The following is a 15181-nucleotide window of genomic DNA, read 5'->3' as shown; positions in this document are numbered from 1 at the left end:
ATCACACCCCCTGCCCTCCCTCACCGCTCCCGCGCTTGATACAAATTGCCCGCGCGTTCCTGTCCGTCGACGGTCGTCGCCCCCTCCCCCTCCGAACCGCTCCTCACGCATGCCCCGGGAACGCCCGTGTTCGCCCCCCGCACCGCCCCCTGGCCCCTCGTCGCCCTCTTCACGGCCGGGTACCTCGCCCCGTATCTGCTGCCCACGACCGTCGGCAGGCTCGCCGACGGGCTTGCGCTGACCGCCACTCAGGCGGGCGCCGTCGGCAGCGCGCTGCTGCTGAGTTCGGCGTCGGCCGGCTTCGCGCTGGCCTCCCGGGTGGAGCGGATCGGGGCGCGGCGGCTCGCCCGGTCCGGGCTCGCCCTGGCCGCCCTCGGCTACGGCACCGCCTCGCTCACCACCACCGTCTGGGCCGTCGTCGCCGGCGCGGTCGTCGGCGGCTTCGGGTCGGGGACGACCACCACGGTCGCCGCCACCCGGATCGCCGCCATGGGGGTCCCCCCGCGCGAGGGTGTTCGAGCGTGGGGGAGCGACCCGCACCGGGCGTCCACGCTGGGGCTGCTGAGCGTGTCCGGGCTGGCCGCCGCCGTGTATCTGACGGTTCCGCACCTCGGCCGGGGGCACGGTCTGCCGCTGGCCGCGATCGCGCTGACCGCGCTCGCCGTGTGGCCCGTGACCGGCCGGCTCCCCGGCGGCACGGCCGCCCCGGCGGCCGGCCACGAGGAGTCCGCCCCGCTCCCCCACCGCCGCTCGGGGCTGGTCCTGGCCGGTGCCATGATGTGCTGGTCGCTCGCCCAGAACTCGCTGTGGGGCGTCAGCGGCCGGATCGGACTGACGCAGGCCCACCTCGGCGAGGCCGCCCTCGGCGTGGTCTTCGCCGCCGCCCTGGGCGCGGGCCTGCTGGGCGTGCTGGCGGCCGGGGCCATCGGGCCGCGGCTGGGGCGTGCGGTGCCCATCGGGGCGGGCACGGTGCTCATCGCCGGGTGCATCGCGCTGAGCGCGTCGGCGACCGGGCCGGTGACCTTCGCGACCGGCGAGATCGCCTGGAACACGCTGTACCCGGTCGTGCTGTCGTACCTGATCGGCCTCGCCGCTTCGCTCGACCCGCGCGGCCGCTGGGCGGTGCTCGCCGGGTCGGCGTCCTCGCTGGGCACGGCCGCCGGCCCGCTGACCGGCAGCGTGCTGTCGGCCGGTGCCGGATTCCCGGTCATGGGCGCGGTCCTCGGTGCCGGGCTGCTCCTGGTCGCCGTGCCGATGACCGCCGTCGCCCTGCACACCGGCGGGCGCCCGCTGCTGCCCGGCGCGGTCCGCCGCCGCGGCGGCACCCCGGCCGCCGTGGTCGCCGCCTCCACCGGCACGCCCAGCGGCACGGTGCCCGAGGTCGGCGCCCCGGAGCAGCCCGTGGTGGAGATCGAGGTGGACGCCCCGGCCGTGCCCGTGCAGCGCGCCTACGGCACGGCGGGACCCCGGCAGGCGGCGGCCGCACCGGGGTCCGGGACGGGCTGATCCCTACGCCCGGCGCGGGAAGACGTACGCCTCCACCTCGGCGAGGTACCGCGCCCGCCGCTCCTCGTCGTCCTCCAGGAACGAGGCGAGGAAGGAGTTGCGGGCGAGTTCGCGCAGCCGCTCCTCGGTCAGCCCGAGGGCCTCGCGCACGGCGTCGAAGTTGTCGCCGGCGTAGCCGCCGAAGTAGGCCGGGTCGTCGGAGTTGACCGTGCAGAGCAGGCCGGCGTCGAGCATGGCGGGCAGCGGGTGGTCGGCGAGGGTGTCGACCGTGCGCAGCCGGACGTTGGACAGCGGGCACAGGGTCAGCGGGACGCGTTCGCGCACCAGCCGCTCGACCAGTGCCGGGTCCTCCACGCAGCGCAGGCCGTGGTCGATCCGCTCGACGCCGAGGACGTCCAGGGCCTCGGTGACGTACTCCGGCGGCCCCTCCTCGCCCGCGTGCGCCACCCGGCGCAGCCCGAGGGCGGCGGCGGCCTCGTACACCTCGCGGAACTTCACCGGCGGGTGCCCGACCTCGGCCGAGTCCAGGCCGACGCCGGTGATGCGGTCGAGGTACGGCTTGGCCGCGTCCAGGGTCCGAAGGGCCGACTCGGCGGACTCGTCGCGCAGGAAGCACATGATCAGCCGGGTGGAGACGCCGTGTGCCGCCTCGCTGCTGCCGAGCGCCCGCCACAGCCCCTCCACGACCGTGCCCATGTCGACGCCCCGGGCGAGGTGGGCCTGCGGGTCGAAGAAGATCTCCGCGTGCCGCACGCCCTGCGCGGCGGCGCGGGCCAGGTAGGCGTTGGCGAGGTCCTCGAAGTCCCGCTCGGTGCGCAGGACGGCCATGAGCTCGTAGTACAGGTTCAGGAAGGACTGCAGGTCCGCGAACCGGTACGCCTCGCGCAGCTCGTCCGTGTCCGCGTACGGCAGGGACACGCCGTTGCGGGCGGCCAGCTCGAAGGCCAGCTCGGGCTCAAGAGTGCCTTCGATGTGGAGGTGCAGTTCAGCTTTGGGCAGGGGCATCAGAGAATCGTACGGCCGTTTCACCGACGTTTCGGAACCGGAACTCTCTGTAGGTCATGGGCTACGGTCAGCTCGCCCTCGTAGCCGGCCGCCCGGGCCTGCCGCTCGAACTCCTCCGGGTCCGAGTAGCGCTGGCTGAAGTGGGTCAGGACCAGGTGCCGGACGCCCGCGTCCCGGGCCGCCCGCGCGGCCTGCCCGGCCGTCAGGTGGCCGTGCTCGACGGCCAGCTCCTCGTCCTCGTCCAGGAACGTCGACTCGATGACGAGCAGGTCGCAGCCGTCGGCGAGGGCGTGCACCCCCTCGCACAGCCGGGTGTCCATGACGAACGCGAACCGCTGGCCGCGGCGCACCTCGCTGACGTCCTCCAGGCGGACGCCGCCGAGCGAGCCCTCCCGCTGGAGCCGGCCCACGTCCGGGCCCTTGATCCCGTGCGCGGCCAGGCGGTCGGGCAGCATGCGGCGGCCGTCGGGCTCGATCAGGCGGTAGCCGTAGGACTCGACGGGGTGGGAGAGCCTGTGCGCCTGGAGCGTGTAGGCGGGCGTGACCGCCAGGGTCCCGTCCGCGTCGACCGGCGCCTCGGTGATGCCGACCGTCTCGCGGTAGGCCGTGGCGTACCGCAGGCGGTCGAAGAAGCGCCGGCCGGAGCGCGGGTAGTGGGCGGTGATCTCGTGCGGCACCCCGTCGAGGTTGATGCGCTGGATGACGCCCGCGAGGCCGAGGCTGTGGTCGCCGTGGAAGTGGGTGACGCAGATGCGGTTCAGGTCGTGGGCGGCGACCCCGGCGCGCAGCATCTGGCGCTGCGTGCCCTCGCCGGGGTCGAAGAGGATGCCCTCGCCGTCCCAGCGCAGCAGGTAACCGTTGTGGTTGCGGTGCCGGGTCGGGACCTGGCTGGCGGTGCCGAGGACCACCAGTTCGCGTACAGACACGGCTGTTTATCCGGGGGGCCATTCGAGGCCGCGGCCACCGAGGACGTGGGCGTGGGTGTGCCAGACGGTCTGGCCGGCGCCGCTGCCGGTGTTGAAGACGATGCGGTAGCTCTCCAGCTTCTCCTCGTCGGCGACGGCCCGGGTCTCGCGCAGGACGTCCGCGGCGAGCTCCGGGGCACCGGCGGCGAGCGTGGCCGCGTCCCGGTAGTGCGCCTTGGGGATCACCAGGACGTGGGTGGGCGCCTGCGGGTTTATGTCGCGGAAGGCGACGGTCGTCTCCGTCTCACGGACGATCGTCGCCGGGATCGTCCCCGCGACGATCTTGCAGAACAGGCAGTCGTCCTGCGGCTCCCCTGCCATGGGGCCTCCTCATGCTGGTGATCTTCTACCGGGGCATCGTAGCGACTGGGCACCTCAGTCCGAGGCGGGCAGGCTGGGCGGCGTCTTCGCCGGGGTCTCCTCCAGGGCGGCCAGGGCGATGCGGATCGCCTCGTCCAGTTGGGGGTCCCGGCCGGCGGCGTGGTCCTGGGGGCGCTGCGGGACCTCGACGTCCGGGTCGACGCCGTGGTTCTCCACGCCCCAGCCGTAGCCCTCCAGCCAGAAGGCGTACTTGGGCTGGGTGATCAGCGTCCCGTCGACCAGCCGGTAGCGGCTGTCGATGCCGATGACGCCGCCCCAGGTGCGGGTGCCGACGACCGGGCCGATGCCGAGTGCCTTGATCGCGGCGTTGACGATGTCGCCGTCGGAGCCGGAGAACTCGTTGGCGACGGCGACGACCGGGCCGCGGGGCGCGTCCTGCGGGTAGCTCGTGGGCCGCATGCCGCGCGGCAGGTCCCAGCCGACGATCCGCCGGGCCAGCTTCTCCACGACCAGCTGGGAGGTGTGCCCGCCGCGGTTCTCGCGGACGTCGACGACCAGGCCCTCCCGGGTGACCTCGACGCGCAGGTCGCGGTGGAGCTGGGCCCAGCCGGAGCCGACCATGTCGGGCACGTGGAGGTAGCCGAGCCGGCCGCCGGACTTCTCCTGGACGTAGGCCCTGCGGTCGGCGACCCAGGCGTGGTAGCGCAGGGGTTCCTCGTCGGCGAGCGGGACGACCACGGCGTGCCGCGGCTCTCCGCCGCCGGCCGGGGAGACGGTCAGCTCGACGGGCTTTCCGGCCGTGCCGACCAGCAGCGGGCCGGGCCCGGTGACCGGGTCGACGGGCTGTCCGGCGACCGCCACGATCGCGTCCCCGGCGCGCACGGCGACGCCGGGCGCGGCGAGCGGGGAACGGGCGTCGGGGTCGGAGGTCTCCGAGGGCAGGACGCGGTCGATGCGCCAGCTGCCGTCCTCGTGGCGCGAGATGTCGGCGCCGAGCAGGCCCTGCGGTGCGCCGCCGCCGTGGCCGCCGCGCGGGGTGACGTAGGCGTGCGAGGTGCCGAGTTCGCCGTGCACCTCCCACAGCAGGTCGACCAGGTCGTCGTGGGTGGCGAGGCGGTCGAGGACGGGCCGGTAGCGGTCGAGGACGCCGGTCCAGTCGACGCCGTTCATGTCGGGCCGCCAGAAGTTGTCCCGCATGATGCGGCCGGTCTCGTCGTACATCTGCCGCCACTCGGCGGCCGGGTCGACGGTCTGCCGCACCCGGCTCAGGTCGACGGTGATGTTGGTGTCGCTGTCCTCGTCGCCGGAGGCCCGCCGGTCGCTGGGCACGACCTTGAGCCGTCCGTCGGTCCACAGCAGGACCCGCTTGCCGTCGCCGCTGACCTCGAAGTGGTCGGCGTCGCCGGCGAGGTGCTCGACGCGCTGCTGGGCGAGGTCGTAGCGCTCCAGCTCGGTGTGCGGGTCCGGGTCCTCGGGGGTGGCCCGGGAGGCACCGAGGACGCCGGTGACCGGGTGGCGCAGCCACAGCACGCCGTCCTTGGCGGCGCGCAGCCGGGAGTAGCGGGCGGCCTCGACCGGGAAGGGCACGATGCGGTCGGCGAGGCCCTCCAGGTCGATGCGGGTGGTGGGGGTGCCCTCGCTGTCGGGGGTCTCCTCGCGCTCGGAGCTCTCGAAGGGCCGGCCGTGGCGCTGCGGGCCGAACGGCGACGGGGTGGTCGCGGCCAGCGTGATCAGGTACGGGCGGGCGGCGTCGACGAAGGCGAGGTCGAAGACGTGCTCGTCGTAGACCGGGTCGAAGGACCGGGTCGACAGGAAGGCGAGGTGCTTGCCGTCGAGGGTGAACGCCGGGGAGTAGTCCTTGAAGCGCAGCGGGGTCGCCTCGGTGACGGACAGGTCGGTGGTGTTGGCGAGCTTGAGCTGGCGCAGCGGGTCCGGGCCGGGGTGCGACCAGGCGAGCCAGGTGGAGTCGGGCGAGAAGACCAGCCCGGAGGCGTCGCCGTCCTCGCTGCGGTCGAGCTCGCGCACCTCGCCGGTCTCGCGCTCGACGAGCAGGACCCGCCCGTCGTGGGAGGCGACGGCGGCGCGGCTGCCGTCGGGGGCCATGGCGAGCGACAGGACCCGGCCGAGCTGTCCGGCGGCGAGGCGGCGCGGGGTGGCGCCGGGCGCGAGCCCGGTGGCGGGCGCGAACTCCAGGGCGTCGTCGCCCTCGGCGTCCGTCACCCACACGACCCATTCCTCGCCGTCGGCGCGGAAGGTGCGCGGCAGCCGGGTCCGTACGCCGGGCTGCGCGGCGAGCGCGCGGGCCGGTCCGGAGCGGTGGGTGACCCAGTGCACACCGCCGCGTACGGCGACGGCGCTGCCGCGCGCGGTGTGGTCGGGGGACGCCGAGCCGAACCAGCGGGCGGCGTTGACCGGGTACGGCTGGAGGTCCACGCGCGGCCCGCCGAGCCGGATGTCCAGCCGGCGGGGCTCGGCCCCGTCCAGGTCGTCCAGGACCCAGAGTTCACCGGCGCAGGAGTAGACGACGCGGGTGCCGTCGGTGGCGGCGTGCCGGGCGTAGAAGCCGTCGAGGGGGGTGTGCCGGCGCAGGTCGGATCCGTCGGCGAGGGAGGAGTAGAGCGCGCCGGTGCCCTCGTGGTCGGAGAGGAACGCGATCCGGTCCCCGACCCAGAAGGGGTACTCGATGTTGCCGTCGAGGTCTTCGTGCAGCCGGACGAACTCGCCGTCGCCCTCGCGGTCGATCCACAGCTTGCCCGCCGTGCCGCCCCGGTACCGCTTCCACCAGGCGGCCTCGCGGCCCATCGGCGCGGACAGCAGCACGGTGTGCGGCCCGTACGCGACGTCGCCGACGGGCCCGTGGGGCAGGGTGGCGGCGGGTCCGCCGTCGAGCGGGACGGCCCGCGCCCAGGTGCGGCGCAGGCTGGCCTGCCCGTACGCGCTGACGGCGAGGACCCGCCCCTCGGGCGTCCAGCCGCGCACCTGTGTCTTGGGGTTGCCCCAGTGCGTGAGGCGCCTCGCGGGACCGCCGTCGACGGGCGCGACGTGCACCTCGGGGGCGCTGTCGCGGGTGGACGTCCAGGCGACGGTGGTGCCGTCGGGCGAGATGCGCGGGTGGTTCACCGGCACGTTGTCGGCGCTGACCCGCCAGGCCCGGCCGCCGTCGAGCGGGGCGAGCCACACGTCGTCCTCGGCGGTGAAGGCGACCAACTCGCCGTGTGGGTGCGGGAACCGGAGGTATGCGGGCGCTGCGGGCTGTGTCACCCCCTCACCCTATGCAGGGGCGGCGCCCGCCGACAGAGGTTTGGATCACTTACCGGCCACCGCCCACCGGGCGCTACTTGCCCTGCACGGGCCGGCAGTCGGGATAGGCGTCGCACCAGACGGTCCTGGTGACGGTCACCGTGACGGTGGGTCCGGGCTGTCCGCGGGTGGGGCCGCTCCCGGGCGGCGCGGTGGTGGCGTCGCAGTCACCGAGCCCCTGGACGCGGAACCGCTCCTTGCCGTCCACCTTCGCGGTCAGGTCACCGCGTACGCAGGCGCCGTCGACCACGCGGGTCACCTTGCCGTCGACGGTGATCTCCTTCCCGTCGTCGGTCCTGCCCCGGCAGTCGACGGAGGCGACGGTGTCCTCGTCCGCCGAGGCGGTCGTGCCGTCGTCGCCGAAGGACGCGGTGCAGGTGAGCCACCGCACGGCCGCCTCGCGCCGGTCGAGTTCCCGCGTCACGGTCTGATCGGTCGTGTACGCCACCGACGCGGAGCTCATCCCGGCCGGGTCACAGGCGGCCAGACCGCCGACGGCGACGACCGTGCTCGCGGCCACCAGGACCGGTCGCGGTACGCGTGGCCGACGCCAAATCCTCCTCAATACCCCCATGGACGGCAGACTGCCACCGGCAAGGGCCTCGCGGTAGGGCGCATACGGCCACTCCTCACCACCCCGGGCGCGACGGCAGGAACGGGGCCGTGACGGTGTCCGGCGCGACGCCCCCACGCTGTACGGCGACGGCGTCCGCGTCCGGTTCGTCTTCCGCCTGGGCTGGGCGGCCGCGGCAACCTGCTCAACCTGCCCGAGCCCGGGGTCGTACGGGCGTTGGCCGACGAGGCCGGGCGGCGCGGGCTGCCGCCCGTGGCCGGGGGCCGTCCCGTGGAGCCGGCCGGCTGGGAGCTCTTCCCGGCGTTGGTGTCGATGCGGCCGTGGTGTCGATGCGGGAGCGGCCGGCCGTCGACGGGCCGTCAGGACCAGCGGCCGGTGCGGGCCAGCAGGACCGCCGTGGCCGCCGTACCGGCGGTGGAGGTGCGCAGGACACTGCGCCCCAGGCGGTAGGGCTTCGCGCCCGCCTGCGCGAACAGCGCCAACTCCTCGGGGGAGACACCGCCTTCGGGACCGACGACCAGCACGATCTCGCCGGAGGCCGGGAGTTCGGCGGCGGCCAGCGGCTCGTCGCCGCTCTCGTGGAGCACGGCGGCGAAGTCGGCCTCGGCCAGAAGTGAGGCAACCCGCTTGGTCGTCGCCGCGTCCGCGACCTCCGGGAAGCGGACCCGGCGGGACTGCTTGCCGGCCTCCCGGGCCGTCGCCCGCCACTTGCCGAGCGCCTTCAGACCGCGGTCGCCCTTCCACTGGGTGATGCAGCGGGACGCGGCCCACGGCACGATCGCGTCGACGCCGACCTCGGTCATCGTCTCGACGGCCAGCTCACCTCGGTCGCCCTTGGGCAGGGCCTGGACGACGGTGATACGGGGCTGCTCCTCGGGCTCCTCGTGGACGCTCTCCAGGTCCATGACGACCAGGCGGTCCTTGCCCTCGGCGGCCTGCACCACGCCCTCGGCCCAGCGTCCGCGCCCGTCGGTGAGGACGACGTCCTCGCCGGGCCGCAGCCGCTTCACGGAGACGGCGTGCCGCCCCTCAGGGCCGTCGAGGACGTACTGGCCGCCCGGGAGGTCGTCGAGAGAGTCGACCACGAACACCGGCGCCGTCATCGGCCCGCACCTCCCGCCGTGTACCCCGACAAGTCCGTCCCGGCGGCCGTGAGTTCGGCCACCAGCACCTCCACCAGCTGCCCGGCGGGCAGCTCCCGGGCCATCCGGTGGCCCTGCCCCGCCCACAGCGCCAGGCCCTGGGCGTCACCCGCCTTGGCCGCCGCCTTGCGCAGCGGTGCGGTGAGGTGGTGGACGTCCGGGTAGGCGGCGGGCGCGTAGGGGCCGTGCTCGCGCAGGAAGCGGTTGACCAGGCCCCGGGCCGGGCGTCCGGAGAAGGCACGGGTCAGTTCGGTCCGGACGAACAGGGGGTTGGTCAGCGCCTGCTTGTGCAGGGCGTGCGCGCCGGACTCGGGGGTGGCGAGGAACGCGGTGCCGAGCTGGGCCGCGCTCGCGCCGGCCGCGAGCACCGCCGCGATCTGACCGCCGCGCATGATGCCGCCGGCGGCGACGACGGGCAGGCTCACCGCCTCGCGCACCTGGGCGACCAGCGACAGCAGCCCGATGCCGGCGTTGTCCGTCTCCGGGTCGTCCCGGTGGGTGCCCTGGTGGCCGCCGGCCTCCACGCCCTGCGCGATCACCGCGTCGGCGCCGGACCGCTCGACGGCCCGGGCCTCCTCGGGGGTGGTGGCGGTGACCAGGACGAAGGTGCCGGCGCGGTGCAGGGAGGCGACGACCTCGCGGCTGGGGACGCCGAAGTGGAACGACACCACCGGCACCGGGTCGTCCAGCAGCACGGCGAGCTTGGCGTCGTAGCCGTCGTCCCGGCCGCAGTCGGGATCGCCGAGCTCCGTCTCGTACCAGGCGGCCTCGCCGGCCAGCTGGTGGGCGTAGACACCGACGGCGGACGGGTCGGCCGTCTCCGGCTGCGGCATGAAGAGGTTGACGCCGAAGGGGCGGCTCGTCAGACCGCGCAGCTGCTTGATCTCCTGGTACATCCCGTCGGCGGTCTTGTACCCGGAGGCCAGGAACCCCAGCCCCCCGGCCTCGCAGACGGCACCGGCGAGCTGCGGCACGGAGACGCCGCCCGCCATGGGAGCCTGCACGATCGGCCAGGGGAAGAGATCGGTCAGTGCGGAGGACATGACCGCATGTTGTCACGTCCTCCGAACAAGTCCGAATCCGGGCTTCCGTCGGCATACGCCAGGAGCATCCGCACCCCGAACCTCCTGGCGACGGCCCCGTCAGCGACCGTTGAACGCGTCCTTCAGACGGGAGAACAGGCCCTGCTGGCCGGGCTGGAACTGGCCCTGTGGCCGTTCCTCGCCGCGGAGCTTGGCCAGCTCGCGCAGGAGGCGTTCCTGGTCGGGGTCGAGCTTGGTGGGCGTGGTGACCTCGACGTGGACGACGAGGTCGCCCCGGCCGCCGCCGCGCAGGTGGGTGACACCGCGGCCGTGCAGCGGGATCGACTGGCCGGACTGGGTGCCCGGGCGGATGTCGACCTCCTCCATGCCGTCGAGGGTCTCCAGCGGCACCTTGGTGCCGAGGGCGGCCGCCGTCATCGGGATGGTGACCGTGCAGTGCAGGTCGTCGCCGCGGCGCTGGAAGGTCGGGTGCGGCAGCTCGTGGATCTCGACGTACAGGTCGCCGGCGGGACCGCCGCCGGGTCCGACCTCGCCCTCGCCCGCGAGCTGGATCCGCGTGCCGTTGTCGACACCGGCCGGGATCTTCACGGTCAGCGTGCGGCGGGAGCGGATGCGGCCGTCGCCCGCGCACTCCGGGCACGGGGTCGGGACCACGGTCCCGAAGCCCTGGCACTGGGGGCACGGGCGCGAGGTCATGACCTGGCCCAGGAAGGACCGGGTGACCTGCGAGACCTCACCGCGGCCGCGGCACATGTCACACGTCTGGGCACTCGTGCCCGGGGCCGCGCCCTCGCCGTTGCAGGTGTTGCAGACGACCGCCGTGTCGACCTGGATGTCCTTGGTCGTGCCGAACGCGGCCTCGTCCAGCTCCACCTCGATACGGATCATGGCGTCCTGGCCCCGGCGCGTGCGCGAGCGCGGCCCGCGCTGCGACGCCGTACCGAAGAACGCGTCCATGATGTCCGAGAAGTTCCCGAAGCCGCCCGCGCCGAAGCCGCCGGCACCCCCGCCGCCCGACTGGGACAGCGGGTCGCCGCCGAGGTCGTAGACCTGCTTCTTCTGCGGGTCCGACAGCACCTCGTAGGCGGCGTTGATCTCCTTGAAGCGCTCCTGCGTCTTCGGATCGGGGTTGACGTCCGGGTGCAGCTCGCGTGCGAGCCTCCGGAACGCCTTCTTGATCTCGTCCTGGGACGCGTCGCGGCGCACGCCGAGTACGGCGTAGTAGTCCGTGGCCACCTACGACTCCGCCAGGATCTGTCCGACGTACCGTGCCACTGCGCGTACCGCTCCCATCGTTCCCGGGTAGTCCATGCGGGTCGGTCCGACCACGCCGAGCTTGGCAACCGCCTCGCCGCCCGAACCGTAGCCCACCGACACGACGGACGTGGAGTTGAGTCCTTCGTGGGCGTTCTCATGACCGATACGGACGGTCACGCCCGGATCCTTCGCCTCGCCGAGCAGCTTGAGGAGCACGACCTGCTCCTCCAGCGCCTCAAGGACGGGCCGGATCGTGAGGGGGAAGTCATGTCCGAAGCGGGTCAGATTGGCGGTGCCGCCGATCATCAGCCGCTCCTCGTTCTCCTCGACCAGCGTCTCCAGGAGAGTGGAGAGCACGGTGGAGACCGTACCGCGGTCCTCGGCCTCGAAGGCCTCCGGCAGATCCTCCACCAGGCTCGGCACGTCCGCGAACCGGCGGCCGGCGACCCGGCTGTTGAGCCGGGCCCGCAGATCCGCCAGGGACGCCTCGCCGAACGGCGCCGGGCAGTCGACCATGCGCTGCTCGACCCGGCCCGTGTCCGTGATCAGCACGAGCATCAGGCGCGCGGGCGCCAGGGAGAGCAACTCCACGTGCCGCACGGTCGACCGGGTCAGCGAGGGGTACTGCACGACGGCGACCTGCCGGGTCAGCTGCGCGAGCAGCCGCACGGTCCGGGCCACCACGTCGTCGAGGTCGACGGCGCCCTCCAGGAAGTTCTGGATGGCGCGCCGCTCGGGCGCGGTCATGGGCTTGACGCCCGCGAGCTTGTCCACGAAGAGCCGGTAGCCCTTGTCCGTGGGGATGCGCCCGGCGCTGGTGTGCGGCTGGGCGATGAACCCCTCCTCCTCCAGCGCCGCCATGTCGTTGCGCACGGTGGCCGGGGAGACGCCGAGGTTGTGCCGCTCGGTGAGGGCCTTGGAGCCGACGGGCTCCTCGGTGCCGACGTAGTCCTGGACGATGGCGCGCAGCACTTGGAGCCTTCGTTCACTGAGCATCGCGCACACCTCCTGGTCCTCCGCCGCTGTGTTCCCTGGCACTCGGCGCGTGGGAGTGCCAGACTTCCCCGGCCCAGTGTACGGCCGTGGGGTACGCACCCGGCAAGGCCGGGCCCGCGCCGACCCGCCCGGGAACGCACCACCGCTAGCGTCGCCGTCATGACGGTGACTTGGGAAGACCTGGGATGGGAGAGGGTGGCGGCCGGGGTGGGGCGCTGCCGACTGCCGGTGTGGGACTGCACGGCGGGGCTGGTCGTGGGCGACGGCGCGGCCCTGATGGTCGACGCCGGGTCGAGCCTCGGCGAGGGCGCACGGTTGCGCACGTGGGCGCAGGAACTCGCCGGTCACCGTGTGACGCATCTCGCGCTCACCCATCCCCACTTCGACCACGTCCTCGGCGCGGGCGCGTTCGCGGGGGCGGAGGTGTTCGGCGCGGTGGGCGTGGAGGCGGTGCTCGCGCGGGGGCGGGAGGCGCTGCGGGCCGACGCGGTGGCCCACGGTCTGGAGGCACGCGCGGCGGAGGAGGCGGTGGACGCGATGGCGCCCGTCCGCCACCAGGTGTGCGGCGAGTGGACGCTCGACCTGGGCGGCGGCCGGCAGGTCCTGCTGGCCAACGTGGGTCCCGGGCACACGGGCCACGACCTGGCGGTGCTGGTGCCGGGCGACCCGGAGGTCGTCTTCTGCGGCGACCTGGTCGAGGAGTCCGGGGACCCGCAGGCGGGTCCCGACGCCGTGCCGTCCCACTGGCCGGCCGCCCTCGACCGGCTGCTCGACCTGGGCGGCGAGGACGCGCTGTACGTGCCCGGTCACGGCGCGGTGGTGGACTCGGCGTTCGTCCGGGCGCAGCGGGACGCGCTGGCGGCCCGTTTCGGCGTGTCGCGCTGATCACGGCCCACGGGATCCTCGTATCGTCGTCAGAATGCGCCAGTACTCCGCCGACCTGACCCCTCCGTGGAAGAAATCGCAGCCGGTACCGGAGGTTCCGGCCGAGCCCGGCCTGGTGGTGGAGGAGCCCGGCACCGGCTTCTGCGGCGCGGTGACCGGCTGCGAGGCGGGCACGGTGACCCTGGAGGACCGCTTCGGCAAGCGCCGGGTGTTCCCGCTCCAGCCGCGCGGCTTCCTGCTGGAGGGCCGCGCGGTGACGCTCGTGAGGCCCGCCTCGGGCCCGGTACGGCCCACCCGTACGGCCTCCGGCTCCGTCGCCGTCCCCGGCGCACGCGCGCGCGTGGCGCGGGCCGGGCGCATCTACGTCGAGGGACGGCACGACGCCGAACTGGTCGAGAAGGTGTGGGGCGACGACCTGCGCATCGAGGGCGTGGTCGTGGAGTACCTGGAGGGTGTGGACGACCTGCCGTCGATCGTCGCCGACTTCGCCCCGGGGCCGGACGCGCGGCTGGGGGTCCTGGTGGACCATCTGGTGCCGGGTTCGAAGGAGTGGCGGATCGCGGAGTCGGTGACGAGCGAGCACGCGCTGGTCGTGGGCCATCCCTACATCGACATCTGGGAGGCGGTGAAGCCGACGTCGCTGGGCATCGACGCCTGGCCGCGGGTACCGCACGGCCAGGACTGGAAGACGGGGGTGTGCCGGGCCCTGGGCTGGCCGCCCGAGAACACGGGCGCGGTGTGGCAGGCGATCCTGGCCCGGGTGGGTTCGTACAAGGACCTGGAGCCGGAGCTGCTCGGGCGAGTCGAGGAATTGATCGATTTCGTGACGACCTGAGTTTTCGCCCCCGCCGCCGCTTCCCGTCCCTGGGGGCTCGGCCGAAGCGGGGGGCTGGGGGCGCAGCCCCCAGAGGTCGGGAATGGGAAGGGGCGGCGGGGGCGAGAACAGCGCGGTCAGTCCACCAGGTCGCGGACCACCGCATCCGCCAGCAGCCGCCCCCGCAGGGTGAGCACCGCGCTCCCCGCCTCGTACGCTCCCTCCTGCAGCAGCCCCTCCGACAGCGCCCGGCGCGACGCCGCGAGCCCGTCCTCCCGCAGCAGCGACAGCGGCACCCCTTCCCGCAGCCGCAGCTCCAGCAGGATCCGCTCCACCCGCCGGTCCTCGTCGGACAGGATCTCCCGCCCGGCCCCCGGCGACCGCCCCGCCGCCAGCGCCGCCGCGTACGCCCCCGGATGCTTCACGTTCCACCACCGCACGCCGCCCACGTGGCTGTGGGCGCCGGGCCCCGCGCCCCACCAGTCGGCGCCCCGCCAGTACAGCTCGTTGTGCAGGCAGCGCCCGGCCTCCGAGGTGGCCCAGTTCGACACCTCGTACCAGTCGAAGCCCGCCGCGGACAGCGTCTCCTCGGCGATCAGGTAGCGGTCGGCGTGCACGTCGTCGTCCGTCATCGGTATCTCGCCGCGCCGGATGCGGCGGGCGAGCTGGGTGCCCTCCTCCACGATCAGGGCGTAGGCGGAGACGTGGTCCGGACCGGCGCCGAGGGCGGCGTCCAAGGAGGCCCGCCAGTCGTCGTCGGACTCGCCGGGGGTGCCGTAGATCAGGTCGAGGTTGATGTGCTCGAAGCCGGCCGCGCGCGCCTGTGCGACGCAGCGCTCCGGGCGCCCCGGCGTGTGAGTGCGGTCCAGCACCTTCAGCACGTGCTGCCGGGCGCTCTGCATGCCGAAGGAGATCCGGTTGAAGCCGCCCTCCCGCAGGGTCGCGAGGTAGGCCGGGTCCACCGACTCCGGGTTGGCCTCCGTCGTGATCTCGGCGTCCGCAGCGAGGCCGAACTCGTCGCGGATCGCGTGCAGCATCCGTACGAGGTCACCGGCGGCCAGCAGGGTGGGCGTACCGCCGCCGACGAAGACGGTGCGGACCTCGCGCGGGTCGTCGCCGAGCACCTTGCGGGCGAGGCGGATCTCGTCGGTCAGCGTCTCCGCGTAGTTGTCGCGGGAGGCGAGCACACCGCCGGTGCCGCGCAGCTCGGTGGCGGTGTAGGTGTTGAAGTCGCAGTAGCCGCAGCGGGTGGCGCAGTACGGGACGTGGAGGTAGAAGCCGAGGGGGCGGTCTGCGGCCCCGGCCAGCGCGGACGCGGGCAGGGCGCCGTCGGCGGGGACGGGTTCGCCGTCGGGAAGTGCGGAGGGCATGCG

General features: G+C 74.1%; 13 protein-coding genes. 3 read left to right on the top strand and 10 right to left on the bottom strand.

Annotation, left to right across the window (positions count from 1 at the left end):
- The first annotated feature begins 126 nt into the window (after window positions 1–126).
- Window positions 127–1506 carry an MFS transporter gene (locus tag H0H10_RS39075; protein WP_188185988.1) on the top strand — a complete coding sequence of 460 codons (1380 nt, stop codon included), beginning with the start codon at window positions 127–129 and terminating at the stop codon, window positions 1504–1506.
- Window positions 1507–1509: 3 nt separating this feature from the next.
- Here the strand turns inward: H0H10_RS39075 and H0H10_RS39070 are convergent, their stop codons facing one another.
- The 9 genes from H0H10_RS39070 to hrcA all read right to left on the bottom strand — a co-directional run bounded on the left by H0H10_RS39070 (window position 1510) and on the right by hrcA (window position 12109).
- Window positions 1510–2511 carry an adenosine deaminase gene (locus H0H10_RS39070; RefSeq protein WP_188185987.1) on the bottom strand — a complete coding sequence of 334 codons (1002 nt, stop codon included), beginning with the start codon at window positions 2509–2511 and terminating at the stop codon, window positions 1510–1512.
- A 20-nt stretch (window positions 2512–2531) separates the two neighbouring features.
- Window positions 2532–3437: a ribonuclease Z gene (locus H0H10_RS39065; RefSeq protein ID WP_188185986.1), complete on the bottom strand. Its 906-nt coding sequence runs from the start codon at window positions 3435–3437 to the stop codon at window positions 2532–2534.
- Window positions 3438–3443: 6 nt separating this feature from the next.
- On the bottom strand, window positions 3444–3797 hold the full coding sequence (locus tag H0H10_RS39060) for a histidine triad nucleotide-binding protein (protein ID WP_188185985.1): 354 nt from the start codon (window positions 3795–3797) through the stop codon (window positions 3444–3446).
- A gap of 54 nt (window positions 3798–3851) precedes the next feature.
- Window positions 3852–7058, bottom strand: coding sequence for a S41 family peptidase (locus tag H0H10_RS39055; protein ID WP_188185984.1), 3207 nt, complete (start codon window positions 7056–7058; stop codon window positions 3852–3854).
- Between the two features lie 73 nt (window positions 7059–7131).
- Window positions 7132–7671, bottom strand: coding sequence for a hypothetical protein (locus tag H0H10_RS39050; RefSeq protein WP_188185983.1), 540 nt, complete (start codon window positions 7669–7671; stop codon window positions 7132–7134).
- A gap of 359 nt (window positions 7672–8030) precedes the next feature.
- Window positions 8031–8774, bottom strand: coding sequence for a 16S rRNA (uracil(1498)-N(3))-methyltransferase (locus tag H0H10_RS39045; protein ID WP_188185982.1), 744 nt, complete (start codon window positions 8772–8774; stop codon window positions 8031–8033).
- Window positions 8771–9856, bottom strand: a complete 1086-nt coding sequence (locus H0H10_RS39040) for a nitronate monooxygenase (RefSeq protein WP_188185981.1) — start codon at window positions 9854–9856, stop codon at window positions 8771–8773. Before H0H10_RS39040 ends, H0H10_RS39045 begins: the two co-directional genes overlap by 4 nt.
- A gap of 99 nt (window positions 9857–9955) precedes the next feature.
- On the bottom strand, window positions 9956–11092 hold the full coding sequence (dnaJ, locus tag H0H10_RS39035) for a molecular chaperone DnaJ (RefSeq protein WP_188185980.1): 1137 nt from the start codon (window positions 11090–11092) through the stop codon (window positions 9956–9958).
- On the bottom strand, window positions 11093–12109 hold the full coding sequence (gene hrcA, locus H0H10_RS39030; RefSeq protein WP_188185979.1) for a heat-inducible transcriptional repressor HrcA: 1017 nt from the start codon (window positions 12107–12109) through the stop codon (window positions 11093–11095).
- Between the two features lie 159 nt (window positions 12110–12268).
- On the opposite strand from hrcA, the gene H0H10_RS39025 reads away from it, so the two are divergent.
- The gene (locus tag H0H10_RS39025; RefSeq protein WP_188185978.1) at window positions 12269–12994 is read left to right on the top strand and encodes an MBL fold metallo-hydrolase; all 726 of its coding nucleotides are present in this window, start codon (window positions 12269–12271) and stop codon (window positions 12992–12994) included.
- A 34-nt stretch (window positions 12995–13028) separates the two neighbouring features.
- Window positions 13029–13829: a DUF3097 domain-containing protein gene (locus H0H10_RS39020; protein ID WP_188185977.1), complete on the top strand. Its 801-nt coding sequence runs from the start codon at window positions 13029–13031 to the stop codon at window positions 13827–13829.
- Window positions 13830–13945: 116 nt separating this feature from the next.
- Here H0H10_RS39020 and hemW read toward each other — a convergent pair whose 3' ends face one another.
- Complete coding sequence (gene hemW, locus H0H10_RS39015) at window positions 13946–15178, bottom strand: radical SAM family heme chaperone HemW (RefSeq protein ID WP_188185976.1); 1233 nt, start codon at window positions 15176–15178, stop codon at window positions 13946–13948.
- Window positions 15179–15181: the final 3 nt, after the last annotated feature.

This window comes from Streptomyces griseicoloratus (genome assembly GCF_014534645.1).
Classification (GTDB): domain Bacteria; phylum Actinomycetota; class Actinomycetes; order Streptomycetales; family Streptomycetaceae; genus Streptomyces; species Streptomyces griseicoloratus.
The sequence above is the reverse complement of the archived record's forward strand: the minus strand, read 5'-3'. Positions and strand labels throughout refer to the sequence as shown.

Bases quoted from the DNA above. Each gene is read 5' to 3' on its own strand.
- H0H10_RS39070 (WP_188185987.1), bottom strand. From the start codon at position 2,511: ATGCCCCTGCCCAAAGCTGAACTGCACCTCCACATCGAAGGCACTCTT.
- H0H10_RS39060 (WP_188185985.1), bottom strand. From the start codon at position 3,797: ATGGCAGGGGAGCCGCAGGACGACTGCCTGTTCTGCAAGATCGTCGCG.
- H0H10_RS39050 (WP_188185983.1), bottom strand. From the start codon at position 7,671: ATGGGGGTATTGAGGAGGATTTGGCGTCGGCCACGCGTACCGCGACCG.
- H0H10_RS39045 (WP_188185982.1), bottom strand. From the start codon at position 8,774: ATGACGGCGCCGGTGTTCGTGGTCGACTCTCTCGACGACCTCCCGGGC.
- H0H10_RS39040 (WP_188185981.1), bottom strand. From the start codon at position 9,856: ATGTCCTCCGCACTGACCGATCTCTTCCCCTGGCCGATCGTGCAGGCT.
- hrcA (WP_188185979.1), bottom strand. From the start codon at position 12,109: ATGCTCAGTGAACGAAGGCTCCAAGTGCTGCGCGCCATCGTCCAGGAC.
- H0H10_RS39025 (WP_188185978.1), top strand. From the start codon at position 12,269: ATGACGGTGACTTGGGAAGACCTGGGATGGGAGAGGGTGGCGGCCGGG.
- H0H10_RS39020 (WP_188185977.1), top strand. From the start codon at position 13,029: ATGCGCCAGTACTCCGCCGACCTGACCCCTCCGTGGAAGAAATCGCAG.
- hemW (WP_188185976.1), bottom strand. From the start codon at position 15,178: ATGCCCTCCGCACTTCCCGACGGCGAACCCGTCCCCGCCGACGGCGCC.